The 21,581-nt window shown below is 65.9% G+C and carries 27 protein-coding genes and 1 pseudogene; 11 read left to right on the top strand and 17 right to left on the bottom strand.

Annotated features, from left to right (window positions below):
• Window positions 1–11: 11 nt before the first annotated feature.
• Genes ACP7AG_RS16970 through ACP7AG_RS16960 form a run of 3 tightly spaced genes read right to left on the bottom strand, consistent with a single transcriptional unit; the run spans window position 12 to window position 1,362 of the window.
• Complete coding sequence (locus ACP7AG_RS16970; RefSeq protein ID WP_426032260.1) at window positions 12–608, bottom strand: peptidylprolyl isomerase; 597 nt, start codon at window positions 606–608, stop codon at window positions 12–14.
• Window positions 605–1,000, bottom strand: coding sequence for a type II toxin-antitoxin system VapC family toxin (locus tag ACP7AG_RS16965; RefSeq protein ID WP_426032258.1), 396 nt, complete (start codon window positions 998–1,000; stop codon window positions 605–607). The genes ACP7AG_RS16970 and ACP7AG_RS16965 overlap by 4 nt, the downstream gene beginning before the upstream one ends.
• Window positions 997–1,362 (bottom strand): type II toxin-antitoxin system VapB family antitoxin, encoded by a 366-nt coding sequence (locus ACP7AG_RS16960; RefSeq protein ID WP_426032256.1) that lies wholly within the window; start codon window positions 1,360–1,362, stop codon window positions 997–999. Before ACP7AG_RS16960 ends, ACP7AG_RS16965 begins: the two co-directional genes overlap by 4 nt.
• On the opposite strand from ACP7AG_RS16960, the gene purL reads away from it, so the two are divergent.
• On the top strand, window positions 1,331–3,544 hold the full coding sequence (gene purL / locus ACP7AG_RS16955) for a phosphoribosylformylglycinamidine synthase subunit PurL (RefSeq protein WP_426032254.1): 2,214 nt from the start codon (window positions 1,331–1,333) through the stop codon (window positions 3,542–3,544). The two genes, ACP7AG_RS16960 and purL, sit on opposite strands and share 32 nt — an antisense overlap.
• Window positions 3,545–3,556: 12 nt before the next feature.
• Window positions 3,557–3,928, top strand: coding sequence for a hypothetical protein (locus ACP7AG_RS16950; RefSeq protein ID WP_426032252.1), 372 nt, complete (start codon window positions 3,557–3,559; stop codon window positions 3,926–3,928).
• A 77-nt stretch (window positions 3,929–4,005) separates the two neighbouring features.
• Here ACP7AG_RS16950 and ACP7AG_RS16945 read toward each other — a convergent pair whose 3' ends face one another.
• Window positions 4,006–4,233 carry a hypothetical protein gene (locus tag ACP7AG_RS16945; protein ID WP_426032250.1) on the bottom strand — a complete coding sequence of 76 codons (228 nt, stop codon included), beginning with the start codon at window positions 4,231–4,233 and terminating at the stop codon, window positions 4,006–4,008.
• A 402-nt stretch (window positions 4,234–4,635) separates the two neighbouring features.
• On the opposite strand from ACP7AG_RS16945, the gene ACP7AG_RS16940 reads away from it, so the two are divergent.
• A complete protein-coding gene (locus ACP7AG_RS16940; protein WP_426032248.1) occupies window positions 4,636–4,836 on the top strand; it encodes a hypothetical protein in 201 nt (66 codons plus the stop codon).
• A 259-nt stretch (window positions 4,837–5,095) separates the two neighbouring features.
• On the opposite strand, the gene ACP7AG_RS16935 is transcribed toward ACP7AG_RS16940, so the two are convergent.
• Window positions 5,096–5,683, bottom strand: coding sequence for a fasciclin domain-containing protein (locus ACP7AG_RS16935; protein ID WP_426013928.1), 588 nt, complete (start codon window positions 5,681–5,683; stop codon window positions 5,096–5,098).
• Between the two features lie 244 nt (window positions 5,684–5,927).
• Window positions 5,928–6,860 (bottom strand): M20/M25/M40 family metallo-hydrolase, encoded by a 933-nt coding sequence (locus ACP7AG_RS16930; RefSeq protein ID WP_426032246.1) that lies wholly within the window; start codon window positions 6,858–6,860, stop codon window positions 5,928–5,930.
• A gap of 155 nt (window positions 6,861–7,015) precedes the next feature.
• On the opposite strand from ACP7AG_RS16930, the gene ACP7AG_RS16925 reads away from it, so the two are divergent.
• The 3 genes from ACP7AG_RS16925 (at window position 7,016) to grxD (ending at window position 8,612) form a co-directional block, all read left to right on the top strand.
• A complete protein-coding gene (locus ACP7AG_RS16925; RefSeq protein WP_426013931.1) occupies window positions 7,016–7,252 on the top strand; it encodes a BolA family protein in 237 nt (78 codons plus the stop codon).
• A 4-nt stretch (window positions 7,253–7,256) separates the two neighbouring features.
• The gene (locus tag ACP7AG_RS16920) at window positions 7,257–8,150 is read left to right on the top strand and encodes an aldo/keto reductase (RefSeq protein ID WP_426032244.1); all 894 of its coding nucleotides are present in this window, start codon (window positions 7,257–7,259) and stop codon (window positions 8,148–8,150) included.
• A 108-nt stretch (window positions 8,151–8,258) separates the two neighbouring features.
• Window positions 8,259–8,612 (top strand): Grx4 family monothiol glutaredoxin, encoded by a 354-nt coding sequence (grxD, locus tag ACP7AG_RS16915; RefSeq protein ID WP_426013934.1) that lies wholly within the window; start codon window positions 8,259–8,261, stop codon window positions 8,610–8,612.
• Between the two features lie 435 nt (window positions 8,613–9,047).
• Here the strand turns inward: grxD and ACP7AG_RS16910 are convergent, their stop codons facing one another.
• Complete coding sequence (locus ACP7AG_RS16910) at window positions 9,048–9,695, bottom strand: DUF998 domain-containing protein (protein ID WP_426032242.1); 648 nt, start codon at window positions 9,693–9,695, stop codon at window positions 9,048–9,050.
• Window positions 9,696–9,862: 167 nt separating this feature from the next.
• Between ACP7AG_RS16910 and ACP7AG_RS16905 the strand changes: the two are divergent.
• Window positions 9,863–10,101: pseudogene (locus ACP7AG_RS16905) on the top strand (thioesterase family protein); the annotation flags it as partial.
• Window positions 10,102–10,209: 108 nt separating this feature from the next.
• Here the strand turns inward: ACP7AG_RS16905 and ACP7AG_RS16900 are convergent.
• Entirely contained in the window at window positions 10,210–10,581 is a 372-nt protein-coding gene (locus ACP7AG_RS16900) for a hypothetical protein (protein ID WP_426013937.1), read from the bottom strand.
• A 76-nt stretch (window positions 10,582–10,657) separates the two neighbouring features.
• Here ACP7AG_RS16900 and ACP7AG_RS16895 point away from each other — a divergent pair, with 76 nt between their 5' ends.
• Window positions 10,658–11,803, top strand: a complete 1,146-nt coding sequence (locus ACP7AG_RS16895) for a serine hydrolase domain-containing protein (protein ID WP_426032240.1) — start codon at window positions 10,658–10,660, stop codon at window positions 11,801–11,803.
• Here the strand turns inward: ACP7AG_RS16895 and ACP7AG_RS16890 are convergent.
• From ACP7AG_RS16890 to ACP7AG_RS16860, 7 genes are all read right to left on the bottom strand, one after another.
• The gene (locus ACP7AG_RS16890) at window positions 11,800–12,144 is read right to left on the bottom strand and encodes a hypothetical protein (RefSeq protein WP_426013941.1); all 345 of its coding nucleotides are present in this window, start codon (window positions 12,142–12,144) and stop codon (window positions 11,800–11,802) included. The genes ACP7AG_RS16895 and ACP7AG_RS16890 overlap by 4 nt on opposite strands.
• A gap of 99 nt (window positions 12,145–12,243) precedes the next feature.
• Window positions 12,244–12,531 (bottom strand): zf-TFIIB domain-containing protein, encoded by a 288-nt coding sequence (locus tag ACP7AG_RS16885; RefSeq protein ID WP_426013943.1) that lies wholly within the window; start codon window positions 12,529–12,531, stop codon window positions 12,244–12,246.
• 253 nt (window positions 12,532–12,784) lie between these two features.
• Complete coding sequence (gene rpsD, locus ACP7AG_RS16880) at window positions 12,785–13,402, bottom strand: 30S ribosomal protein S4 (RefSeq protein WP_426013945.1); 618 nt, start codon at window positions 13,400–13,402, stop codon at window positions 12,785–12,787.
• 168 nt (window positions 13,403–13,570) lie between these two features.
• Window positions 13,571–13,843 carry a type II toxin-antitoxin system RelE/ParE family toxin gene (locus tag ACP7AG_RS16875; protein ID WP_426032238.1) on the bottom strand — a complete coding sequence of 91 codons (273 nt, stop codon included), beginning with the start codon at window positions 13,841–13,843 and terminating at the stop codon, window positions 13,571–13,573.
• Window positions 13,831–14,010 carry an antitoxin gene (locus tag ACP7AG_RS16870; RefSeq protein WP_426032276.1) on the bottom strand — a complete coding sequence of 60 codons (180 nt, stop codon included), beginning with the start codon at window positions 14,008–14,010 and terminating at the stop codon, window positions 13,831–13,833. The genes ACP7AG_RS16875 and ACP7AG_RS16870 overlap by 13 nt, the downstream gene beginning before the upstream one ends.
• Before the next feature lie 41 nt (window positions 14,011–14,051).
• The gene (gene fghA, locus ACP7AG_RS16865) at window positions 14,052–14,903 is read right to left on the bottom strand and encodes an S-formylglutathione hydrolase (protein WP_426013949.1); all 852 of its coding nucleotides are present in this window, start codon (window positions 14,901–14,903) and stop codon (window positions 14,052–14,054) included.
• Window positions 14,904–15,030: 127 nt separating this feature from the next.
• Window positions 15,031–16,143, bottom strand: coding sequence for an S-(hydroxymethyl)glutathione dehydrogenase/class III alcohol dehydrogenase (locus tag ACP7AG_RS16860; RefSeq protein ID WP_426032236.1), 1,113 nt, complete (start codon window positions 16,141–16,143; stop codon window positions 15,031–15,033).
• A 173-nt stretch (window positions 16,144–16,316) separates the two neighbouring features.
• Here ACP7AG_RS16860 and ACP7AG_RS16855 point away from each other — a divergent pair, with 173 nt between their 5' ends.
• Window positions 16,317–16,727 carry a hypothetical protein gene (locus ACP7AG_RS16855; protein ID WP_426032234.1) on the top strand — a complete coding sequence of 137 codons (411 nt, stop codon included), beginning with the start codon at window positions 16,317–16,319 and terminating at the stop codon, window positions 16,725–16,727.
• Window positions 16,728–16,730: 3 nt separating this feature from the next.
• The gene (locus ACP7AG_RS16850) at window positions 16,731–16,946 is read left to right on the top strand and encodes a helix-turn-helix transcriptional regulator (RefSeq protein ID WP_426013954.1); all 216 of its coding nucleotides are present in this window, start codon (window positions 16,731–16,733) and stop codon (window positions 16,944–16,946) included.
• Window positions 16,947–16,979: 33 nt separating this feature from the next.
• On the opposite strand, the gene ACP7AG_RS16845 is transcribed toward ACP7AG_RS16850, so the two are convergent.
• A complete protein-coding gene (locus ACP7AG_RS16845; protein WP_426032232.1) occupies window positions 16,980–17,765 on the bottom strand; it encodes an RNA methyltransferase in 786 nt (261 codons plus the stop codon).
• A 109-nt stretch (window positions 17,766–17,874) separates the two neighbouring features.
• Between ACP7AG_RS16845 and bla the strand changes: the two genes are divergently transcribed.
• Window positions 17,875–18,918 carry a class A beta-lactamase gene (gene bla / locus ACP7AG_RS16840; RefSeq protein ID WP_426013957.1) on the top strand — a complete coding sequence of 348 codons (1,044 nt, stop codon included), beginning with the start codon at window positions 17,875–17,877 and terminating at the stop codon, window positions 18,916–18,918.
• Here the strand turns inward: bla and ACP7AG_RS16835 are convergent.
• On the bottom strand, window positions 18,902–21,400 hold the full coding sequence (locus ACP7AG_RS16835) for an ATP-binding protein (protein WP_426013959.1): 2,499 nt from the start codon (window positions 21,398–21,400) through the stop codon (window positions 18,902–18,904). The genes bla and ACP7AG_RS16835 overlap by 17 nt on opposite strands.
• Window positions 21,401–21,581 lie beyond the last annotated feature (181 nt).

Below are 21,581 nucleotides of genomic sequence, written 5' to 3'. Positions count from 1 at the left end.
GGGGGACAGGCTCAACGCCGGCTCAAGCTCTTGATCTTCACTGGTTGATCGAGGATCTGGCCCTTCATGTAGGGATCGTCGGCCTTGGTCACGGTCGGCGCGTCATGGATCTTGCGAACCACATCCATGCCCTCGACCACCTTGCCGAAGGCCGCGAACCCCTGGCCGTCCTTGTTGCGGGCGCCGCCGAAATCCAGGGCCGGATTGTCGCCCAGGCAGATGAAGAATTCCGAGCCCGCCGTGCCCGGCGCGCCTCGCGCCATCGAGATCACCCCGTCGGTGTGCAGAATCCCCGTGACCTTGGTGGTCTCGTGGGCGATGGCCGGCAGCGGGCTGTCGTCGCGGTTCAGCCCGCCCTGGATGACCCTGATGGTGGCGGGGTTGTTGTCGTTCTTCGGCGAGACCGTCCGGTAGAAGGCGCCGCCGTCCAGCAGATGCTGGTCGGCATAGCCCAGGAAATTGGCCACGGTGATCGGCGCCTTGGCCGGATACAGTTCGATGACGATCGGCCCCCGATCGGTGACCATTTGCACCCGGACGGGGGCAGCGCCGGCGGCCGTCAGCGGCAGGGCCGCGGTGAGCGCGAGCAAATGGCGGCGAGAGATCATGGAGCGGCTCGCTTCACGTCGGTATGGATGAAGTCATTTCCCTTGAACAACAGGGGCTCGTCCAGGGACTTGGCGAGGGCGTAGGTAAAACTGTCGCCGTAGTTCAGGTCGGCGTCGTGCCGGCCCTTGCCGTAAGTTCGCCGCGCCTCGGCTGCGGCATAGGCCTGCTCCGCCGTCACGGCGACGATCTCGATCCGCAGCTGAGCCAGGTCGCGATTCAACAGCGCGATGCCCGTCGAAACGCTGGTTCGCCGCATATAGACCTCGGCCGCCTCGACATAGGACGCCGCCGACATCCGGCGACGCTTGGCGCGGAGAAGCAACACATAGAAGGTGTCGCGCTCCGGTTCGCGCAGGGCGATGGCCAACAGGGCTGAGGTGTCGACGATCATCCGATCGGTTGACCGTTCTCGTCGTAAAGCTCAGCCTCGATCTCACGCCAGTCGCGAGGGTCGAGAATGGGGCGCGCGTCGAGTTCGGCGAAGAATGCCAGCTTGGCGGCCTCCTCGGCGGCCGACAGGGCATAGGGCGTTGAAAGCCGCGCCACCTTCTCCACCAACGCCTGATGGATCGCTTCGGTCAAACTTTCCCCTGTGATAACGGCGACCTGGCGAGCAAGGTCTTCGGTCTCCACCCTCTTGATGCTAATGCCCATTCTAGAACCGCCCTTGATGTTTCTAGAATATAGCGGAATCCGCCGGTCCACGCTAGAAGGCCCGCCCATGAGCACCTCGCCCGCCTTCCAGAAGTCCATGGCCGACACGGCCCGCGAATTTGGCCTCAACGCGGAGGAGTACGCCGTCGTCCTCGACCGCCTGGGTCGCGAGCCCAACTTGGTCGAGCTGGGGGTGTTCTCGGTGATGTGGTCCGAGCACTGCTCCTACAAGTCGTCGAAGAACCAGCTGAAGAAGTTCCCGATCACCGGCCCGCGGGTGATCTGCGGGCCCGGCGAAAACGCCGGCGTCATCGACATTGGCGACGGCGACGCCATCATCTTCAAGATGGAGAGCCACAACCACCCCTCCTACATCGAGCCCTATCAGGGCGCGGCGACGGGGGTGGGCGGCATCATGCGCGACGTCTTCACGATGGGCGCGCGGCCGATCGCCCTGCTCAACGCCCTGCGGTTCGGTGATCCCAGTCACCCGAAGACCAAGCGCTTGGTCGAAGGTGTTGTCGCCGGCATCGCCGGCTACGGCAATTGCGTCGGCGTGCCCACGATCGCCGGCGAGACCAATTTCCACGCGGGCTATAACGGCAACATCCTGGTCAACGCGATGTGCGTGGGCCTGGCCGACGCCGACAAGATCTTCTATTCGGCGGCGCCGGGCGCGGGCCTCTCAGTGGTCTATTTCGGCTCCAAGACCGGCCGCGACGGTATCCACGGCGCGACCATGTCGTCGGCCGAGTTCTCGGAGGACTCCGAGGAGAAGCGCCCCACCGTCCAGGTCGGCGACCCCTTCGCCGAGAAGCTGCTGATCGAGGCCACTCTGGAGCTGATGGCCACGGGCGCCGTCGCCGCCATCCAGGACATGGGCGCGGCGGGCCTGACCTCCTCCTCGGTCGAGATGGCCGGCAAGGGCGGCGTCGGCATCGAGCTGAACATGGACATGGTCCCGCAACGCGAGACCGGCATGAGCGCCTATGAGATGATGCTGTCGGAAAGCCAGGAGCGCATGCTGGCGGTGCTCAAGCCCGGCCGCGAGCACGAAGGCCACGCCATCTTCGAGAAATGGGGCCTGGACGCCGCCGTCATCGGTGTCACCACCGACACCGGCCGCATGGTGCTGAAGCACCACGGCGAGACGGTCTGCGACGTGCCCCTGGCCCCGCTGTTCGACGACGCCCCGCTCTATGACCGACCCTGGGTGCAACCGGCCCTGCATCCGCGCCTCGACCCCGGCCAGGTCCCCGCCCCCGCCGACTGGACCGCCGCTGTGCTGAAGGTGGTCGGCAGCCCCGACATGGCCTCCAAGCGCTGGCTGTGGGAACAGTATGACCGCCACGTGATGGCCGACACCCTGGAAGACAGCGCCACCGGCTGCGACGCTGGCATCGTGCGCATTCACGGCAAGGGCAAGGCCATCGCCGTGACCAGCGACGTCACCCCGCGCTATGTCCAGAACGACCCCTATGAGGGCGGCAAGCAGGCCGTGGCCGAGGCCTGGCGCAACCTGACGGCCGCCGGCGCGACGCCGATCGCCATCACCGACAACCTCAACTTCGGCAGCCCCGAAAAGCCCGAAACCATGGGCCAGATCGTCCGCGCCACCGACGGCATGGCCGAGGCCTGCCGGGCGCTCGACTTCCCGGTCGTGAGCGGCAATGTCAGCCTCTACAACGAGACCAACGGCGTCGCCATTCCGCCGACCCCAACGGTCGGCGGCGTCGGCCTGCTCGATGACTACGATCTGCGCATGGGCTTCGGCAACGTGGCCGAGGGCGACACGCTGGTGCTCATTGGCGAGACCCACGGTGAACTGGGCGCCTCGATCTATCTGCGCGAGATCCTCGGCCGCGAGGATGGCGCCCCGCCGCCCGTCGACCTGGCTCTGGAGCGCAAGAACGGCGACTTCGTGCGAGGCCTGATCCCCACCGGTCTGGTGGCGGGTCTGCACGACCTGTCGGACGGCGGCCTGTTGATCGCCGCCGCCGACGTGGCCCTGGCCAGCAAGGTCGGGATCACGCTCAACGCCGCCAGCCACGCCCACGCCCATCCCTACCTGTTCGGCGAGGACCAGGCCCGCTATCTGGTCGCCACGCCCGATCCGGACGGCCTGCTGCTGGCGGCCAAGGAAGCGGGCGTCCACGCCAACCTGGCCGGCGTGGCCGGCGGCGACGCCTTCGCTTCGAGCGACCTTTTCAGCATTCCCATTGAGACCCTGCGCGCGGCCCACGAGGCCTGGATGCCGGGCTTCATGAACGCCCCCGCCTAAGGAAAACACCCCATGCGTGAGTTCTCGATCCTCGCCACGGCCAGCCTGGCCCTGTCGCTGCTGGCCGCCTGCGCCCCCGCCGCCTCCGGTCCGGCCCTTTCTTCGCAAACGGGGGCCACCCAAAGCGCCGACGCCTCGTGCTCGACGCGCGGCGGAACGCTGCAGCCCGTCGGCCGGATGCAGCGCCAGACCTGCGTCTTGCCCTATGCCGACGCCGGCAAGATGTGTTCCGACAAGGCCGATTGCCAAGGCTCGTGCATCGCCGACGGCAACGCTGAGTCCCAGGCCGCGACCGTCGGGCAGTGCCAAAGAACCAATGTCCAGTTCGGTTGCTACGCCAAGATCGTGGCCGGCAAGTCGACAGGCACGATCTGCGTCGACTAACCCACAAATCCGTTCATCCCGGTGAAAGCCCGGACCCGAGCCGAGTCCACCGTTGGCTTAGAGCGAAACCGCCAGGCTCAGCTTGGGTCCCGGCCTTGGCCGGGGTGAGTGGAAGATAGGGGTCGCGAGAGCGGATCATTCGGACCGGCGAAGATCACGGGATCGGCGTTGTTTTGGTCGGTGGACTGATTGATGAAGCCAAGGTCGTCGGCCGATCGCAGGGGCGGCCGGGCCGCCTCCAGCGCTGGCGGATCGTCACCGCGCCGAAACCACTGCACGAGTTTCCAGAGCCAGGTCAGGATCATCGCTTCCCCCCGAAGCCGTGGCCTCAGCGCCGCGTTCGGCGTCCCGGCCTGTCGCGCCATGACGGCGTTCGACCAGCTAAACACAGATCGACGCCGCGCCCTAGCTAGCTCGACGATCTGGCTGGTCAGACCCTCGGCGGCGAAGTGACGGTTGCCGAACGCCAGCGGCGCTGGTGAGCACCGGCGCGAAGTCTCAACCAAGATCGCGCAGCACACAGTCATGGCGGACCGGTCGCGTCTGATAGGGCTGTCGGCCCCCACGCTACAGGGTCGGCGAACAGGCTGACGTGCTCGGCGTCACGATGCTGCGTGGGGCGAGACTATCTTTCGGTGGAGGCGTAAGGGTTGGGCGGGAACGAAAGCCCCGCCTTGGCCGCTTGCCCGAAAACGAGGAACGGCCCCATGACCACGATCGCCGACCTGGACGAGTTCATTCTCGAGGAAACCGAGGACGGCATCTTCCTGACCGTCACCGGCGACGACGAGACGACCCTGAAGCTGAAGGTCACGCTGGATGACCTCGAGGAGATCGTCGAGGTCATCGACGAGGTGTTCGGACTGGAAGAAGACGACTCGGAAGAGGTGGACGAGACGGCGGGCTAGAGCATTTCCCGACCTGACTGCGTCAGGCCGTGAGCTCTAATCTTCTGTTTTGACGCAGTTTTCTTCACGCGAACCGGAACCACTTCGCTCGAAAAATGCTCTAGCGGCTCACGCACTTGCCCCCCACCTGACCGCTTTCGCGGTCTGTCCGCCCCCGTAGGGGGCGGAGCACCGTATGGTTCGAGCTCTTCCCCCTTTGGGGGAAGACGATCGCGAAGCGATCCGTAGGGGGCAAGTGACGCCCCCTACACGCCGCCCATTACGGCATCAAGACCGTGTCCACCACGTGGATCACGCCGTTCGACTGCATCACGTCGGGAACCGTGATCATCGCCGAGCCGCCCTTGGCGTCGGTGACCTTCCAGCCCCTGCCGGCCTTGCTGACCGTGAGCTTTTCGCCCTGAACGGTGGTCAGCATCGCCTTGCCGCCGTGCGCCTTGGCATTGGCCTTCAGGTTGGCGGCGGTCATGCGACCGGCGACGACGTGATAGGTCAGGATCTTGGTCAGCGTCGCCTTGTTCTCGGGCTTGATCAGGGTTTCGACCGTGCCGGCCGGCAGCTTGGCGAAGGCGGCGTTGGTGGGGGCGAACACCGTGAACGGACCGGGGCCCGACAGGGTGTCGACCAGGCCGGCGGCCTTGACGGCGGCGACCAAGGTGGTGTGATCCTTGGAGTTCAGCGCGTTCTGCACGATGGTTTTGGACGGGTACATGGCGGCGCCGCCGACCATGACGGTCTTCTCGTGCGCCATCGGCGTCGGCTTCATCTGGGCGGCGACATGGGCGAAGGTCGGGGCCGCCGAAAGTGTCAGCGCGCCGACGGCGGCGAGCAGCAGGGTCGTCTTCATGGGGGTGGGCTCCGGGTGGTCCTCGCCCCTGATCGAGGCGACGGAGCTACGGGCGGCGGCTGCCGAAGGATGTAATTCTTTTGAAAGCCGCGCCAGGACGCCTCCTCCGTCACGATGCGTATCCGCATCGCGCCGCCTCCCCCGTTTCACGGGTGAGGAGGAAGCTGAATGATCCTTCTCCTCCCCCGTGAAACGGCGGAGGAGGCGGCGAAGCTGACGGAGGGGGCGTCGCGCGCCGACCGACCTACCGCCCGGCCGCCTTGCTGATCGCGTCCAGATCATCGTCCAGTGCGCGCGTCGCCATCACCACCGTCGTCACCGCGTGCTGAAAGAAGTCCCGCGGCACGGTCTCGAAATCGTCGGTGGGCTGGTGGTATTCGGCGTGGTCCTCGACGCCGAAATAGACCCAGGGGACCTTGGTGGCGGCGAAAGGTCCCTGGTCGGACTGGTCGGTCCAGTTGTCGTGCTTGCCGTTGGCGTCGGTGTCGTGGCCAAGCTTCAGGGTCAGCGGCGCGGACTTGGCGACGCGCTCCAGCACCGCCTTCAGCCAGGGCTGCGGGCCAGCCCCACTGACATAGAGTTCGCCCTCGGCGTTCTTGCTGATCATGTCGAAATTGACCTCCAGACCAAGCGTGTCCCGCGGCACGGGCGGCTTCTCGACGAAGGCCTTGGCGCCCCGGAGGCCGCTTTCCTCGCCATCGAAAGCGACGATCAGCACCGTGTGACGCGGCGGCCGCGCCTTGAACGCCTCGGCCACCGCCAGCAGGCCCGCCACGCCCGAGGCGTTGTCGTCGGCGCCGTTATAGATCTTGCCGTTCTTGATCCCCAGGTGGTCGTAATGGGCCGAGACCACCAGAACCTTGTCCGAGCTCGACGTGCCTTGGATGCGAGCCACCAGGTTGACGCCGTGCAGAATCTTTCCCAGCCGGCTGGTGAAGGTGAACGGCTGCTCGAACGTCGCGCCCTGCGGCTTCAGCCCGATCTGGCCGAACCGCTTGACGATATAGGCCCGCGCCCTGGCCCCGCCCGGCGTGTCGACGCCCCGGCCTTCCATGTCGTCGGCGGAGAGGATGCGGACGTCGTCGAGGGCGTGGACGCCGGGATTGGGCGCAGCGGTGGCGTAACTGGCGGTCGAGAGCGCGGCTAGGAGGGCGACGGAAATCAGGTGGTGACGCATGTGAGACATCCCGGTGACCAAGTCTTCATGCCGCGCGTCGTCCGGGATCGCCAGTCGAGAAATGACAGCTCCGGCCCAGCGCGCATTTCCATCGTACGCCCGTTCTTAAGGTTTACGCGGCATAACCAAGTCGCAGAGATTCGGAGTCTTCCGCCGTGCCCATGTCCCCCGCCGACCTCGAAGCCCGCCTCAACGACGCGTTTCCCGACGCGGAGATCGTGCTGACCGACCTGGCGGGCGACGGCGATCACTACAAGGCGCGCATCGTCTCGCCGGCCTTCAGGGGCCTGAACCGGGTCAAGCAGCACCAGATGGTCAACCGCGCCCTGGCCGATGTGCTGGGCGGCGCGCTGCACGCCCTGGCGCTCGAAACCGCCGCGCCTCCGGAATAGCCCGGTGCGCTACCGACCCTTCGGCAATGCGGGCGTGGCGGTCTCGGCGATCTCGCTGAGCCTCCAGGACCAGCCGCGCCTGAAGGCCGACGACTGGCGCAAGCTGATCTTCGCGGCGCTGGAAAATGGCGTCAACAGCTTCGAGTTCGACGGCGTGTCGCCGGCCCTGATGGAAGGCGCGACCGAAGCCTTCTCCACGGTCGAGCGGCGGCTGCTGTTCATCGGCTGGCGGCTGCGCGCCCAGAGCGACCGGGCGTTGAAGGCCGAGGCGATCCACGACATGATCGAACAGGCGCTGGACCGCACGGGCCTGGGCTATCTGGACGTCGCCACGATCGACGATCCGGACGCCAATGATTTCCCGACCGAGACCCTGGAACACCTGAAGGCCGTCCGTAGCGCGCGGCTTGTCCGCACCCTGGCGGTGGCCGGCGGGGGCGACAAGTTCGACGCCTATGTGGCCTCGGGGCTGTTCGAGGCCATGGCCACGCCGTTCAACCTGGCTTCGGGCTGGGTGGAGCGCAATCGCGTGCGCGCGGCCATGGGCCGTGAGATCGCGGTGATCGGACTAGACTTCTGGCCCTACGCCCTGCGCGACGATCGCAAGGCCTTCCTGCCAAAGCCGTCGCTGTGGCGTCGCCGCACCGATCCGCTGGCCGATGTGGGCGGCTACGCCTTCCTGCACGACACTCACGGCTGGACTCCGCAGCAGATCTGCCTGGCCTACGCCCTCACCGAGCCCTCGCTGGCCACGGTGCAGATCACAGCCAGTACGCCGGCCGAACTGGCCGATCTGGCCGCCATCGCCGAGCGAGACCTGCCGACCGGCTGCTCGGCCCAGATCGAAATGGCCCGCTTTTCGGCCCAGGAAGCCGAACGCAACAAGCGTCGGGCCTGACGATCGGAGCCAGGCCCATGGGCCTGTCCCCGATCGTTGCAACGCCCTCGCCCTTGACCCGGACCGCCCTGGCGCCTAGCTGAGAGACTACGCCAAGGATCTTCCCCCATGACCGACGTCACCGCCGAAGCCGCCGCCTCGCCCGCCCTGGCGTTCATCGCCAAGACCGTGGCCGAAAACCCCGTCGTGCTGTTCATGAAGGGCGTGCCGGATCAGCCGCGCTGCGGCTTCTCGTCGATCACCGTGCAGATCCTCGACCATCTGGGCGTCGAGTTCATCGGCGTCGACGTGCTGCAGGACGACGAGTTGCGGGCGGGCGTCAAGGCCTTCACCGACTGGCCGACCATTCCCCAGCTCTACATCAAGGGCGAGTTCGTCGGCGGCAGCGACATCGTCCGCGAGATGTTCCAGTCGGGCGAATTGAAGACCCTGATGGAAGAGCAAGGCCTGATCGCCGCTTGAGACCGCCTTCGGCGGGCTCACCTCTCTTAGCGAACGCGCGCCCTTGTCCCGAAACCGCCCACACTTTCGGGGGGCGCGCTTGAGCCGGGTCTTCGTCCCGCCGGGCGACGCCTTTCAGCTAACCTTCGAACCGAAGGCGTCGGAGATCGACGCCAATGGCCACGTCAACAATTGTCAACACATTCACAAGTTGGCCAGATCGGGCTAACGCTCTGTATTGAATAGACAACGCTGACTGCACAGTCGGCGATAGCTTGCTGAGGCGACGTTGTCGTCTGCCGCAAGCCCGGAAGCGGACTTTCGAACTTCTGAAGGGTGGAAAAAAGAAACTGGCCCCCGCGCCAGAGGTGGCCAAACCAAGGCCGATTCTGGTCGCCATCAAGGGCAGGAACCACCCTTTGTAGGCGGTTGGACCGCCCAACGACGCATTGAATGTCACGCCACCTGTCGCAGAATGGCGACGCGGCGGAGTCGTATGGCGGTCGCCACGAACCAGGTCATGAGCACGGCGACGAAGAGACGGTTCGTCAGTCCATAGGGCGCGCCTCGATGCAGGGTCAGGAACTGGGCGATGAACGCCGTGAGCAAGGCGATCGCCAGAGCCAGGCCGATCCAGCGATAGCCGCGCCACTCCTCGCTCTGGTGAAAGCTGACGGCGAAAAGCAGCGAGCACAGGATCACGCTGACCACGTTGACCAGGAAGCTGGCGGTGTGGATGTTGCCCGTTATTGTCGTGGCCGCCGTTTCAAGATCGGTGGGAAACGTCGCCGTCGTCAATAGGCCCACCGTCGCGACCCACAGCAGCAGCACCGCTGCACGGCCCGGCAAGGATCTCGGACCGGCCATGGCCATTCCTATTCCTAGCGTCAGGCAGCCCACGGCCAGCGCCACGAAGGCCGTCGTCATCACCCAGCCAAGACGTCCGACCGCATAGTCGCTGATCATGTGGTCTACGGGTGTGTAGTCCGGCCGCAGACCATGCAGAAGGACAAGCACCACAATGAAATAGCAAAAACAGCCGGTCGCGATCTCGGCCCACCGCCTGGACCAAGCGAGCTGACGATCGGTTATTGGGTTACCCATGATCCGTCCCCGCTCGGCGCAATGCGCTCTCCCTAGGGAGGAGCACAGAGTGGGCGGCGGAATGCAAGAGCGACCTACGCGTGTGGCGAAGCGCTCGCAATGGCGGCTGTGTCTGAAAACCCGCTCAAACGGATAGTCGAAATGTCCGCAACGGGTCGAAGCGAGAAATTGGCCTAGCGCCCGGAACTGTTCCTTCCCGCAGCACAGTTAACAATGGCCATGTCAACAACGTGGTCTATCTGGCCTGGGTCCGGACCTGGCGATCGCCCATTGGGACGCCTGGGCCTTGCCCGAAGAGCGGGCGGGATGGAGCTGGGTGGCGCGCCGGCATGAGATCGACTACCGCCGCGAACTGCTGCCCCACAAGACCGCCACAGGCTACACCTGGGTGGGCGACCTGAAGGGCTGAGCTAGAGCATTTTTCGAGCGAAGTGGTTCCGGTTCGCGTGAAGAAAAATGCGTCAAAACAGAATATTAGAGCTCACGGCCTGACGCAGTCAGGTCGGGAAATGCTCTATTGTTGCGTCACGGGATTGAGCACCGCCAACCGCCCCCGCCTGACGACACCAAGCTCCTCATAGCTAAACCGAAGCTCGACCGCCTCCGCCGCCTCGTGGCAGCCATCCACGCGCTTGCGGGCAAAGGCTACCGTCGGCGGCAAGGCTGCGTGATCGAGGTAAAAGGTGAAATCCTCCTTGCGCGTGCAGCCGCTGGAAGTCACGCGCAGAACCAAGCCGTCGCGAGTGGCGGTGATCGCCTCCAGGGCTTCCAGCTCGGCTGTTTCGCCCGTGGGGCCCGCCACCAGGGTGATTCCTCGTGACGCCGCGCAGCCGCCCAGGGCCAACAGGAGCCCGGTCGCCAGCAGTCCGCGTCGATCGAGGGTCATGCACGCCTTGGCATTAGAGAGAAACTCCGCCCTCGTTTGCCCACGGCTTGGCCGCGCGCAACCGACGAGGACCCGAGTGCTCCGTAAAATCGCTTCGATCGCCGCCGTGGCCTTGTCGCTGGCCGCTGCCTCGCCCGCCTTCGCCGCCCACTACGAGGCGCTGGATGCAACGGCCGCCCAACTGATGAGGCAGGGCAAGATTCCGGGCCTGGCCTTCGCGGTGATCGAGCACGGCAAGGTCGTGCACGTCTCGGCTCAGGGCTTTCGCAATGTCGAGAAGAAGCTGCCCCTGACGCCTGAAACGATCATGTACGGCGCCTCGATCAGCAAAGCCGCCTTCGCGCAGTACGTGCTGATGCTGGTGGATGACGGCAAGATCGATCTCGACACGTCGATAAAGACCTATCTGCCAAAGCCGCTGCCCGACTATCCGCGCTACGCCGACTTGGCCGGCGATCCGCGCTGGGAAAAGATCACCCCGAGGATGCTGCTGACCCACAGCTCGGGCTTGGCCGACCAGCGGGTCTATGACCCCGACAACAAGCTGCGGTTCAACCTGGAGCCTGGCACGCGCTACGCCTATTCCGGCGAGGGGATCAACCTGATGCAATTCGTCATCGACGAGGGCCTCGGGCTGAAGGTCGGCGACGAGATGCAGCGACGCATCTTCGCCCCCCTGGGCATGACCCGCAGCAGCATGATCTGGCGCGACGACTTCGCCGGCAACCTGGCCGACGGCTACAAGGCCGATGGGTCGTTCGAGGACCATGACATGCGGGGCAGCGTGAAGGCCGCCGGCTCGCTGGACACCTCGATCCACGATCTCGCGCAGCTGGCCGCCGCCATGGTCTCGGGCATAGGCTTGTCGGCGAAAGCGCGGGCCGAGCGAACCAAGGCCAGTTTCCCGATCGTCGGCGCCCACCAGTTCCCACCGTTCCGGATCGTCGACAATCCCGACAATGCGAAGATCGGTCTGGCGGCCGGGATCGGCGTGGTGGTGTTCGACGGCCCTCAAGGCCACGCCTTCTACAAGGGCGGCCACAACGACATCACCGACAATCAGCTGATCTGTGTCGAACGCGGCCAGCGCTGCATCGTCATGCTGACCAACAGCGGCGTCGGGGCGCGGCTCTTCCCGCCCCTGGTGAAGGCGGCGCTTGGCGACGTGGGGATGCCGTGGACGTGGGAGTATAATCCGGTGCTGCCGGTGGCGGCCCCTTAGGCTTGGCCTTTGGCCAAATTCTCGCGCAAGCGATTGGCCACGTCGCCCAAGGTAATCCGCGAGAGCGAGCCGTGGACGTCAGGCGCGCCCGTGGCGGCCATGGATTGGGCCAGGCCAGCGGTGAAGTCGGTGATGGCGGTGATGTGCTGAGCCAGCATGTCGACCATGTGCAGCTCCTGCATCACCTTCATCCGCGACTCCATCGGCACTTCCTCGAGGATCTGGCCCAGCGCGCCGTCGAGGTGGCCGCACGACACCGCCGCGATCGACATCTCCGCTGACAGGGCTTCGAGCACGTCGACCATGCTGGTGGTTTGGGTCTTCTCAAGCGTGACGGTCATGGCTTTCCCCTTGGCGTTTCAAGCAGATAACGCCGTGCGCCTTGTCGCCTGGTTAAGGACGCGCGCCTCGGCGAGGCGGGGTGACAGATTGTCGCGGGATCAGTCGAAGATGTCGAACAGGTCGAAGCGCTTCTTCTTGCTCTGGCCGCCCTGGTCATAGCGCCGGTCGTCATCGCGCCGGTCGTCGCGCGGCTCGCGGGGCCTGTCGTAATCGGGCAGGCGGGGTTGGGCGACACGCGGCTCACCCCGCTCCATGGCCATCAGCTTTTCCAGCTCGCCGCGGTCCAGCCAAACGCCCCGGCATTGGGGGCACATGTCGAACTCGACGGTGGCGCGCTGCACGGCCTGCATGGAGGCGTCGCAATTGGGGCACATCAGAAGTGGCATGGGCGGTCCTGGTTCCGTGGATGGAACGGGTGCTCTCGATTCTGATCCGGAACGCGGGAGGGGGACAACCGGACCCAGACATCGAGAACACCCGATGCGGTCCGACATCACGAGTGCTTGCATCACTCGCCAGAGGGGCCCGGCCCGCATGCTGTAACTGGGAAGGCGCGGCGCCGGTTTCAAGGGCGCGACCCGATACGAAAAAGGCCCCGGTTTCCCGGGGCCTTTCCGATCGTTGCGAAGGCTACGTGTCTTACGAGGCGTAGAATTCGACGACGAGGTTGGGTTCCATCTTCACCGGATAGGGCACTTCCGACAGTTCCGGGATCCGGACATAGGTCGCGCTCATCGCCTTGGCTTCGACGGTGACATATTCGCAGAAATCGCGCTCGCCCGAGGCCAAAGCTTCGATGACCAAGGCCATGTTGCGCGACTTTTCGCGGACGCTGACGACGTCGCCCGGCTTGACGCGGTAGGAGGCGATGTTGACGCGCTTGTCGTTGACCAGGATGTGGCCGTGGTTGACGAACTGGCGGGCGGCGAACGGGGTCGGCACGAACTTGGCGCGATAGACGATGGCGTCGAGGCGCGACTCCAGCAGGCCGACCAGGTTTTCAGCCGTGTTGCCCTTGCGGCGCGCGGCTTCTTCATAGGTGCGGCTGAACTGCTTTTCGGTCAGGTTACCGTAGTAGCCCTTCAGCTTTTGCTTGGCGCGCAGCTGCAGGCCGAAGTCCGAAACCTTCTGCTTGCGGCGCTGGCCGTGCTGGCCGGGGCCGTAGGACCGCTGGTTCACCGGCGACTTGGGCCGGCCCCAGAGGTTCTCGCCCATGCGGCGATCGATCTTGTACTTGGCGCTATGGCGCTTGGACATGTGTAGCTCTTCTATTCGATCCGGGCCGGCGCCCCTGCTGGCAGGGGCACGATCTCAACGGCGGCGTCGCATCAATCCGTCATGTGGTCTTCTCGCCAAACGGCAAGCCGCTGGCGAGAAGGCGCGGTTTATGGCGGAGGGGATGCGGGGAGTCAACGGGTGTAGGACCTAATCAACCTGCTGGGCGCCGTGCCTTATCCGGATGATGACCACTGCCTCAAGCGTCACCTGATAGCGCAGAATATAGGGTGGAATGGCCGTGAATTCTCTCAGGCTTGGCCCGATCGATCGGGTTCGCTCGGGATGCTCGCCAAGACTGTCGCCAGCCCGCTTGAGCCGAATGGCCATACGTTGGGCGGCGAGTGGACTGAACTGGCCTATATAGGCCCGGAGCGCCGCCAGATCCGAAAGCGCTCGGCGCGTCCAGATTACTTGAACCACGACGCCGGTGCTGGCTTTTCGTCAGCTGTGCCCCAAGTGTCTAGCCAGGCTGCCACCTCAGCATGAGGCACCACCCGTCCAGCCTCTAGGTCCGCTAGACCTTCGGCGTCAGCAGCTGTTTCCGACTCGTCATCGACTTGATCGAAGATTGAGGGTTCGGGGGTCATGATTTCGACCGTATCACGACGACGGCGCCCCTCAAAGCTGCCTAAAGCCTGGCCGCGTGCCATGCCACGTGCTCACCGATGAAGGTGGCAATGAAGAAGTAGCTGTGGTCGTAGCCTTCTTGGCGGCGGACGGTGACCTTGCGGCCCGCTTTGGCGGCCGCGGCTTCTAGCAGTTCGGGCTTCAGCTGGTTTTCGAGGAAGTTGTCGGCCAGGCCTTGGTCGATCAGGATCTCGTCGAAGGCCGCGCCCGCGCCGTCCTCGATCAGGGCGACAGCATCATGGGCCCGCCAGGCGGCGCGGTCCTCGCCCAGATAGGCGGTCAGGGCCTTGTCGCCCCACGGGCAGTTCAGCGGCGAGACGATCGGCGAGAAGGCGCTGACCGACTTGAAGCGGTCGGGGTTGCGCAGGGCGATCGTCAGCGCCCCGTGGCCGCCCATCGAGTGGCCGAAGATCCCCCGCCGGGCCGGATCTAGCGGGAAGGCGCCGTCGACGGCCTCCAACAGGTCCTTGGTGACGTAGGAATACATCGAGAAGTGCGACGCCCACGGCGCCTGGGTGGCGTCGACATAGAAGCTCGCCCCCTGCCCCAGGTCATAGGCCGGATCGTCGGCCACCCCTTCCCCTCGCGGGCTGGTGTCGGGCGCTACGATGGCGATCCCTTGCTGGGCCGCGTAGGCGTAGACGCCAGACTTGGTGGTGAAGTTGTCCTCGGTGCAGGTCAGGCCCGACAGCCAGACGAGATAGGGGAATGGTCTCTTCCCGCAATTCTTGTCTGGTCCAGGCGTCCAGACGGTGAACTTCATTGGCGTGCCGGTGCTGGCGCTGTCGTGCTGGCAGTAGCGCAGGGTCCCGCCCTGGGTGCGGTGGGTGGCGAGGGTCTCGAGGTTGGACATTTCGGTACCTGACCAAAGATCCCCAATCCGCTCATCCCGGCGAATGCCGGAACCCAGATTCAGCCTGAGCGGTTGGTGGGTTTCACCTGGGTCCCGGCATTCGCCGGGATGAGCGGATTCTAGAGATCTAGAACGTCACCACCGTCCGGATGCTTGTCCCCGCGTGCATCAAATCAAACGCCTCGTTGATGCGATCGAGCGGCAGGACGTGGGTGATCATCGGGTCGATCTGGATCTTGCCGTCCATGTACCAGTCGACGATCTTCGGCGTGTCGGTGCGGCCGCGCGCGCCGCCGAAGGCCGTGCCGCGCCAGACGCGGCCGGTGACCAGTTGGAAGGGTCGGGTGGAAATTTCCTTGCCCGCCTCGGCCACGCCGACGATGATGCTCGTCCCCCAGCCGCGGTGACAGCATTCCAGAGCCTGGCGCATCACCGTGGTGTTGCCGGTGCAGTCGAAGCTGTAATCCGCGCCGCCGTCCGTCAAAGCCACCAGATGGGCCACCACGTCGCCGCCCGGCACGTCCTTGGGGTTGACGAAGTGGGTCATGCCGAACCTGCGGCCCCAGTCCTCGCGGTCCGGGTTGATGTCGACGCCGATGATCTTGTCGGCGCCCACAAGTTTCAGGCCCTGCAGCACGTTGAGGCCTATGCCGCCTAGGCCGAAGACCACGGCATTGGCGCCCGGCTCGACCTTGGCGGTGTTGACCACGGCCCCCACACCCGTGGTCACGCCGCAACCACAATAGCAGGCGCTCTTGAACGGCGCGTCCTTGCGGATCCGGGCCACGGCGATCTCGGGCAGCACGGTGAAGTTCGAGAAGGTCGAGCAGCCCATATAATGGTGGATGGTCTGGCCCTTGTAGGAGAAGCGGCTCGTGCCATCGGGCATCAGGCCCTTGCCCTGGGTGGCGCGGATCGCCGTGCACAGGTTGGTCTTGCCGGAAAGGCAGCTTTTGCACTGCCGACATTCGGGCGTGTAGAGCGGGATCACGTGGTCGCCGACGGCCAGGCTGGTGACACCGGCCCCGACCTCGACCACGACGCCCGCGCCTTCGTGGCCCAGGATCGAGGGAAAAAGACCCTCGGAGTCCAGCCCGTCCAGGGTGTAGGCGTCGGTGTGGCAGACGCCGGTGGCCTTGATCTCGATCAGCACTTCGCCGGCCTTTGGCCCTTCCAGGTCGACCTCGACGATCTCCAGCGGCTGCTTGGCGGCAAAAGCGACGGCGGCGCGGGTTTTCATCGAAAGCTCTCCGGAACGTGAGTCGGCGGCACCTTGCCAAGGCTTGACGGCGCGGGCCAGTCCCAGCGCGATCTTCTCCGACGAACCGTGCCGCTTTGTGTAAAGTATATTTGACATGCTGACGCCCTTAGCAGACGTTATGTACAAGATATTTTACATCACAGGAGCAGGCCATGGCTCTGCGAGAAAAGAGTGCGTGGGTTTTGTTCTGGACGACCCTGATCGTCTATCGCGCCTATGTCGCCTATGTCGGCAAGATGGCGATCGAGGGCCGGTCCCTCGGCTTCGCCGGGCCGTTGACAGCCTGCATATTGGTGCTGGTGGTCTTGCAGGTCGGCTTGCAGATCGCGCTGGCGGCCCTGTCGCGCGAGCCCCGCACCGCCCAGGACGAGCGCGAGCGGCTGATTGATCTGGAGGCTTCGACGCGGGCTTTCTACGTGTTGCAGGTGGCGGCGATGGGCGCGGCGATCACGGTCTATTTCGCCGACAAGACCCTGATGGCCCATGCGGTGATCCTGGCTCTCGCGGTCTCGGAACTCACCCGGCACGGCGGGATCATCCTCGGCTACCGGCGGGCGGGCTGAGCCATGCCCGCCCCGCCCCCGATCAAGAACGACATCCGCCGCCTGCGCTTCGAGCACGGCGAGATGACCCAGGCCGATCTCGCGCAGCGCATCGGCATGACCCGCCAGACCATCGCCGCCATCGAGCAGGGCAAATACTCCCCCTCCCTGGAAGCCGCCTTCCGCATCGCCCAGGTTTTCGGAGTGGGCGTGGAGCGGGTGTTTCAGTGGGAGGGGTGAAGTTCTGAAACCCTCTCCCGGAGGGGAGAAGATTTATTTATCGGCCTTCGCCGCCTTCTGCGCCGCCAGCTTGGCCAGCACCCGGCCGCGGCCGCGCGATAGCGCTGTGACCACGCCGCGGAAGGTGCGGACCTCCTGCTCGGTCAACCGGGCCCTTGCCAGCGGGGCGCGCAGGTTGCGGACCATCGACGGCTTCTTCTCGGGCGGGTGGTAGAAGCCCGCCTCCTCCAGCTGCTCCTCCAGTTGGGCGTAGAGGCCCAGCAGGCTGGACTGGTCGGCCGGCGGCTCGACGTTCTGCTCGAACTTCACCCACGGCCGGTCGTCGACCGTCAGCTTCCACTCATAGGCGGTGATCGAAACCGCCTGGGCCAGGTTCAGCGACCGGAAGCGCTCGGCGATCGGAATGCTGATGATCGCCTGGCACATCGCGATGTCGTCAGTCTCCAGTCCGGCCCGCTCGCCGCCGAACAGCAGGCCGACGGCATGGCCCTGGCCCACCTCGTCCGACAGCTGGGCGGCGGCCTCGCGCGGGGTGACCACGGGCAGGCGGGTCTCGCGGGGACGGGCGGTGGTGGCGAACACCAGCTTCAGGTCGGCGATGGCCTCGGCCAGGGTGTCGAACACCTTGGCGTTGTCGAGCGGCCAGGTGGCGCCCGAGGCGCTGGGCCAGGCGCGTTCCTGCGGCCAGCCGTCGCGCGGCTTGACGAGGCGCAGGTCCTCGAGCCCGAAATTGGCCATGACCCGGGCGACCGCGCCGATGTTTTCGGCCATCTGCGGATGGTTGAGGATCACGCAGGGCGGGGGAAAGGTCGTCGTCATCGCCTCCCTTTGCCGCCGGACGCCCCCAGGGTGCAAGCCCCACAATGGCAAGTCGCGCGTTTAGCTGCGGTCCAGCTCGCTCCCACAAGACCGCAAGAGACCGCCGCGCATGCTCATCCGTCCCGCCCTCCTCGCCCTGACGCTGTTGCTGGTCCGCTGCGGAGAGCCGCCGATGCTGGGCCAGGAGGTCCCCTTGTTCGACCCCAACACCTTGACCGCCCAGTTCCAGACGGTCGCCGACCGCGCTGGGTCCGGGACCCTGGGCGTGGCGGTCGAGGATCTGCGCACCGGCCAGGTGATGTCGTTCAACGGCGAGCGGCGCTTTCCTCTGCAAGGGGTTTCCAAGGCCCCTTTGGGCGCCGCCGTGCTGGCCGAGGTGGACGCCGGACGGTTGAAGCTGGACCAGACCGTGACGATCGAGGACGAGGACCTCTCGCCACCCTACAGCCCCATCGCCGACGCTTGGCCAGGCCGCAAGGACTACACGATCGGCGACCTGCTGGAGCGTGCGGTGGGTGACAGCGACAACACCGCCGCCGACCTCTTGATGCGCGAGATCGGCGGACCGGGCGCGGTGACCGCCTGGTTGCAGAGTCGCAAGATCGAGCGCCTCGATATTGATCGCTATACCCGCCAACTGGAGCCCGACAGCCTTGGCTTGGCCTCGTTCCGCCCCGACTGGAAGGGCGAGGCCGCCTATCGCGCGGCGCTGGGAGCCGTGCCCGCCCAGGCCCGCCGTCGCGCGACCCTGGCTTCTCTGACCGATCCGAAGGACACCGCCACGCCGCTGGCCGCCGTGCGCTTTTTGGAAGCGCTGAACCAGAACGAACTTCTGTCCCCGGCCTCGACCCAGCGCTTGATCGGCCTAATGATCCACAGCCCCGCGGCGCCCGGCCGCCTGCGCGCCGCCCTGCCGAACGAGGCGGGGCTGGCCCACATGGGCGGCACGGCGCGCACTGATCTAGGCTTCACGCCGGTGGTCAACGACATCGGCACCTATCGGTTGAAGGACGGCCGCAAGGTCGCCGTGGCGGTATTTCTGTCGGGCTCGTCGCTAGGCGAGGTCGAGCAGGAGCGGTTGATCGCCGATGTCGGGCGGATCGTGATCAAGGCGGCGGGAGAGGTGAAGTCGGGCTCTAGCTCACCGCGCTGATCGGCTCGGCGCGCGGCTTTATCCGCACCCGGGCCAGGGCTTCCAGCAACATGGCCGGCCGCATGGGCTTGGCCAGGTGGAGGTCGGCGCCAGCGGCCTTGGCTGCGGCGACGTGCTCTTCCATCGCATTGGCGGTCAGCATGATGATCAGCACCGGCGGCGCGCCGGTGGAGGCTTCACGCTCGCGGATCAGTCGGGTAGCGGTCAGGCCGTCCATGATCGGCATCTGCATGTCCATCAGGATCGCGTCGAAGGCGCCGACCTCGAAGGCCTCCACCGCCGCCTGACCGTCCTCGACCATGGTCAGGATAACGTCGAACGGCTGCAACACGATCTCGACGACCTTCTGATTGGTCGGATGGTCCTCGGCGACCAGCACGCGCAGGCCCTCCAGGGAAACTTCCTCGCCGTCGCCATCGTCGTCGATCTCGATGGCCTGGACCTGGGCCAGCGGCAGATCGACCTGGAAGATCGCCCCACGTCCCACCACGGCCCGGGCGTCAATGCGGCCGCCCATCATCTCGGCCAGGGCCGCGCAGATCGACAGGCCCAGGCCCGTGCCGCCGAACTGGCGAGTGATCGACTGGTCCGCCTGGACAAAGCGCTTGAACAGGCGGCGACGCACGGTGTCGTCAAAGCCGACGCCCGTATCGCTGACCGTGAAGCTGAGCCCCTCCTCGGTGCGCTCGACCACCAGGCCGATGCCGCCCACGGCGGTAAATTTCACGGCGTTGGCCAGCAGGTTGTTGAGGATCTGGCTGATCCGTCCGGCGTCGCCCAGATAGGCGCCTTCAGAGCCGGGCTCCAGCGACCAGTTGAAATCCAGTCCCTTGGCCTCGGCCGAGGCGCGGTGCAGTTCGGCGACACCATTGACCAGTTGGTTCAGGTCGAACGCCGCCGAGGACAGCTGAAACTGACCGGCCTCGATCTTGGAGACGTCGAGAATGTCGCTGAGCACCTGCTCGAGCAGCCGGCCCGAGGAGGTGACCAGGGCGGCCAGTTGGCGGCGACGCTCCGGATCCATCTCCTCGGCCAGCCGATCGCCGATGGCGATGACGCCGTTCAGCGGCGTGCGCAGCTCGTGGGACATGTTGGCCAGGAACACCGACTTGGCCTGGTTGGCGCGCTCCAGCTCGATCGTGCGTTCGGCGACGCGTTCCTCCAGCGAACGGAGCAGCTCGATATTGCCGTCGCGCTGGCTGCGTAGAGTTCGCGCCAGGGCGCCGATCTCGTCGGTGCGGGTCTCGATCGGCTCGGCTTCATAGACATTGCCCGTGCGGTGAGCGTCGGCCAGCACGACCAGCGGCCGTTCGACGGTGATGCGCATCACGCGGTAAAGCAGCGCCACCTGCACCACCGCGCCCAGCACGCCGAACAGCAGCACCCACGACGCGGTCTTGACCGCCGACCACACGAGGTCGCCGGACGGGAAGATCATCAGGAAGTACCAGTCGGGCTCCTTCAGCCGGCCATAGGCGATCACCCGGTGCTTGTTGCGGATCGCGCCGACATCGTCGCCGCGCGCCCGGATCTGGCGAACGACGTCGGCGACGCCCTCCTCGCTCTGGGCCCGCACCAGCGTCTGGGCGTCGACCACGCCGTTCTTGGCCAGGCCCGGCAAGGCGATCAGCTCGCCGTCGGACGAGACGATCATGTTGCGCCCACCCGGCAGGGCGTCGCCCACCGCGCGCAGCAGGTAGGAGTCCAGCGACAGGCTGGTGCCCCAGGCGCCAAGCTGCTGGCCGTGATAGTCGAAGGGCGTCACGCAGGCCGAGTTCAGCCCTCGGCCACTGGGGTCGGAGATCAGCTTGGTGCACTTCATGACCCGCTGGCGGTTCTGCTGCGGCAGGGTCAGGAGGTTCATCTCCTCGCCGCGGATATCCAGGGTCGGCGGGGCCTTGCGGCGGTAGTAGATCAGCCGGTCGGCGCGCTTGGGACCGAACATCACCAGCCGGGTATCGGGCGTGAAGAAGTAGAAGTTGTCGTAGCGGTTCAGCTCGGCCTCGCCGGTGTGCGAGACCACTTGGGTGGCGGCCAGCATCAGGGCCTTCTGAGGCCGGGTCAGTTTATCAGCGTCGCGCAGAAAACCGCCGATGCCGTAGGTGTAGTCACCATCGACCACGCCGCCGTCATAGAGCGTATCGACCGAGCGTCGCGTGCCGTCGCCCTGTTTTGGGAACTGAGCGTCGAATTCCCGGTCGACGGTGGCGGAATCCAACGCCTGAAGCCGGCGGGCCAGCGAGTCCGAGGCCGCTTCGTGCACCTTGACCAGGTCCGAGAACAGACGGTCCTCGGTCTTCACCCGCTCGGCGACATATTCGGCCAGGTGGCGGATCTGGACGTCGGCGGCGGCGCGCTGGACAAAAACGAAGGTCACGGCCGTGGCCACGCCAGTCACCGCGATCGACAGGATCGCGACGATCGCCAACAGGCGCCGGGCAAGTGGCGACGTAACTTCGGTATTGGCTCGACGGCTCTCCACGCCCGTTGTTACCCCGCAAGCCTCAACAAGATTTTACCCTACCCGATCAGCGCCTTAACCGCCTAGGACGACGTCGTCGCGACCTCGCCTTTCCCAGCGGCTTGCAACAGTCTATAGGCCTCCCGTCCGCGCCGCTCCTGGGCCCTGTGCGCCAAAGAGTCACAGGCGCGCCACCGCCAGA

The organism is Caulobacter sp. DWP3-1-3b2 (assembly GCF_049896325.1).
In the GTDB taxonomy this organism is placed as follows: domain Bacteria; phylum Pseudomonadota; class Alphaproteobacteria; order Caulobacterales; family Caulobacteraceae; genus Caulobacter.
Note: the sequence above shows the minus strand (reverse complement) of the source record. Positions and strands in the feature narration are given on the sequence as shown.

What these genes read in the sequence shown, in the direction of transcription:
- ACP7AG_RS16970 (WP_426032260.1), bottom strand. Translation starts at nt 608, where the DNA reads ATGATCTCTCGCCGCCATTTGCTCGCGCTCACCGCGGCCCTGCCGCTG.
- ACP7AG_RS16965 (WP_426032258.1), bottom strand. Translation starts at nt 1,000, where the DNA reads ATGATCGTCGACACCTCAGCCCTGTTGGCCATCGCCCTGCGCGAACCG.
- purL (WP_426032254.1), top strand. Translation starts at nt 1,331, where the DNA reads ATGAGCACCTCGCCCGCCTTCCAGAAGTCCATGGCCGACACGGCCCGC.
- ACP7AG_RS16960 (WP_426032256.1), bottom strand. Translation starts at nt 1,362, where the DNA reads ATGGACTTCTGGAAGGCGGGCGAGGTGCTCATGGGCGGGCCTTCTAGC.
- ACP7AG_RS16950 (WP_426032252.1), top strand. Translation starts at nt 3,557, where the DNA reads ATGCGTGAGTTCTCGATCCTCGCCACGGCCAGCCTGGCCCTGTCGCTG.
- ACP7AG_RS16945 (WP_426032250.1), bottom strand. Translation starts at nt 4,233, where the DNA reads ATGATCCTGACCTGGCTCTGGAAACTCGTGCAGTGGTTTCGGCGCGGT.
- ACP7AG_RS16940 (WP_426032248.1), top strand. Translation starts at nt 4,636, where the DNA reads ATGACCACGATCGCCGACCTGGACGAGTTCATTCTCGAGGAAACCGAG.
- ACP7AG_RS16935 (WP_426013928.1), bottom strand. Translation starts at nt 5,683, where the DNA reads ATGAAGACGACCCTGCTGCTCGCCGCCGTCGGCGCGCTGACACTTTCG.
- ACP7AG_RS16930 (WP_426032246.1), bottom strand. Translation starts at nt 6,860, where the DNA reads ATGCGTCACCACCTGATTTCCGTCGCCCTCCTAGCCGCGCTCTCGACC.
- grxD (WP_426013934.1), top strand. Translation starts at nt 8,259, where the DNA reads ATGACCGACGTCACCGCCGAAGCCGCCGCCTCGCCCGCCCTGGCGTTC.
- ACP7AG_RS16910 (WP_426032242.1), bottom strand. Translation starts at nt 9,695, where the DNA reads ATGGGTAACCCAATAACCGATCGTCAGCTCGCTTGGTCCAGGCGGTGG.
- ACP7AG_RS16900 (WP_426013937.1), bottom strand. Translation starts at nt 10,581, where the DNA reads ATGACCCTCGATCGACGCGGACTGCTGGCGACCGGGCTCCTGTTGGCC.
- ACP7AG_RS16890 (WP_426013941.1), bottom strand. Translation starts at nt 12,144, where the DNA reads ATGACCGTCACGCTTGAGAAGACCCAAACCACCAGCATGGTCGACGTG.
- ACP7AG_RS16885 (WP_426013943.1), bottom strand. Translation starts at nt 12,531, where the DNA reads ATGCCACTTCTGATGTGCCCCAATTGCGACGCCTCCATGCAGGCCGTG.
- rpsD (WP_426013945.1), bottom strand. Translation starts at nt 13,402, where the DNA reads ATGTCCAAGCGCCATAGCGCCAAGTACAAGATCGATCGCCGCATGGGC.
- ACP7AG_RS16870 (WP_426032276.1), bottom strand. Translation starts at nt 14,010, where the DNA reads ATGACCCCCGAACCCTCAATCTTCGATCAAGTCGATGACGAGTCGGAA.
- fghA (WP_426013949.1), bottom strand. Translation starts at nt 14,903, where the DNA reads ATGTCCAACCTCGAGACCCTCGCCACCCACCGCACCCAGGGCGGGACC.
- ACP7AG_RS16860 (WP_426032236.1), bottom strand. Translation starts at nt 16,143, where the DNA reads ATGAAAACCCGCGCCGCCGTCGCTTTTGCCGCCAAGCAGCCGCTGGAG.
- ACP7AG_RS16855 (WP_426032234.1), top strand. Translation starts at nt 16,317, where the DNA reads ATGGCTCTGCGAGAAAAGAGTGCGTGGGTTTTGTTCTGGACGACCCTG.
- ACP7AG_RS16850 (WP_426013954.1), top strand. Translation starts at nt 16,731, where the DNA reads ATGCCCGCCCCGCCCCCGATCAAGAACGACATCCGCCGCCTGCGCTTC.
- ACP7AG_RS16845 (WP_426032232.1), bottom strand. Translation starts at nt 17,765, where the DNA reads ATGACGACGACCTTTCCCCCGCCCTGCGTGATCCTCAACCATCCGCAG.
- bla (WP_426013957.1), top strand. Translation starts at nt 17,875, where the DNA reads ATGCTCATCCGTCCCGCCCTCCTCGCCCTGACGCTGTTGCTGGTCCGC.